The organism is Frankia sp. CcWB2 (assembly GCF_977927585.1).
The window spans coordinates 15849-16356 of sequence record NZ_CDWRCM010000097.1 but is presented as its reverse complement, the minus strand read 5'-3'; the positions used below and the strand labels follow the sequence as shown (position 1 = coordinate 16356).

General features: G+C 68.5%; 1 protein-coding gene. It reads left to right on the top strand.

The window, feature by feature from the left end; translation table 11 throughout:
- Positions 1–98: 98 nt before the first annotated feature.
- The coding region (locus tag ACY45C_RS11980; protein ID WP_462187691.1) for a fructose 1,6-bisphosphatase at positions 99–508 on the top strand (410 nt) is incomplete at its 3' end.

Below are 508 nucleotides of genomic sequence, written 5' to 3'. Positions count from 1 at the left end.
TTATGCAACGGGACTGCCACCCGCCCAACCGGGTAGGGCTTCAAACATCCTGACGACATCTGGACGACCAGGCCCACTCGCACGAGGAGGTAACGGTCATGCCAACACTCAGCATCATCAAGGCCGACACCGGCGGGTTCGTGGGCCATTCCGCCGTCCACCCCGACATGGTCGCCGAAGCCACCCGGCGGGTCGACGCGGCGCGCGGCGACCTGCTGCTCGACGGTACCGTCGCGACCTGCGGCGACGACCTCTCCCTGATCATGACCCATGCGCATGGCCCGGACGCGGTGGCGGTGCACTCGTTCGCCTGGGATGTCTTCCGCGCGACCACGCAGGTCGCCCGGGACCTCGGGCTCTACGGCGCCGGGCAGGACCTGCTCTCCGACGCGTTTTCCGGCAACCTGCGTGGCATGGGCCCCGGCTACGCCGAGCTCGAGTTCGTCGAACGGCCGTCCGAGCCGGTGCTGTGCTTCCTGGCGGACAAGACCGAACCGGGTGCCTGGAA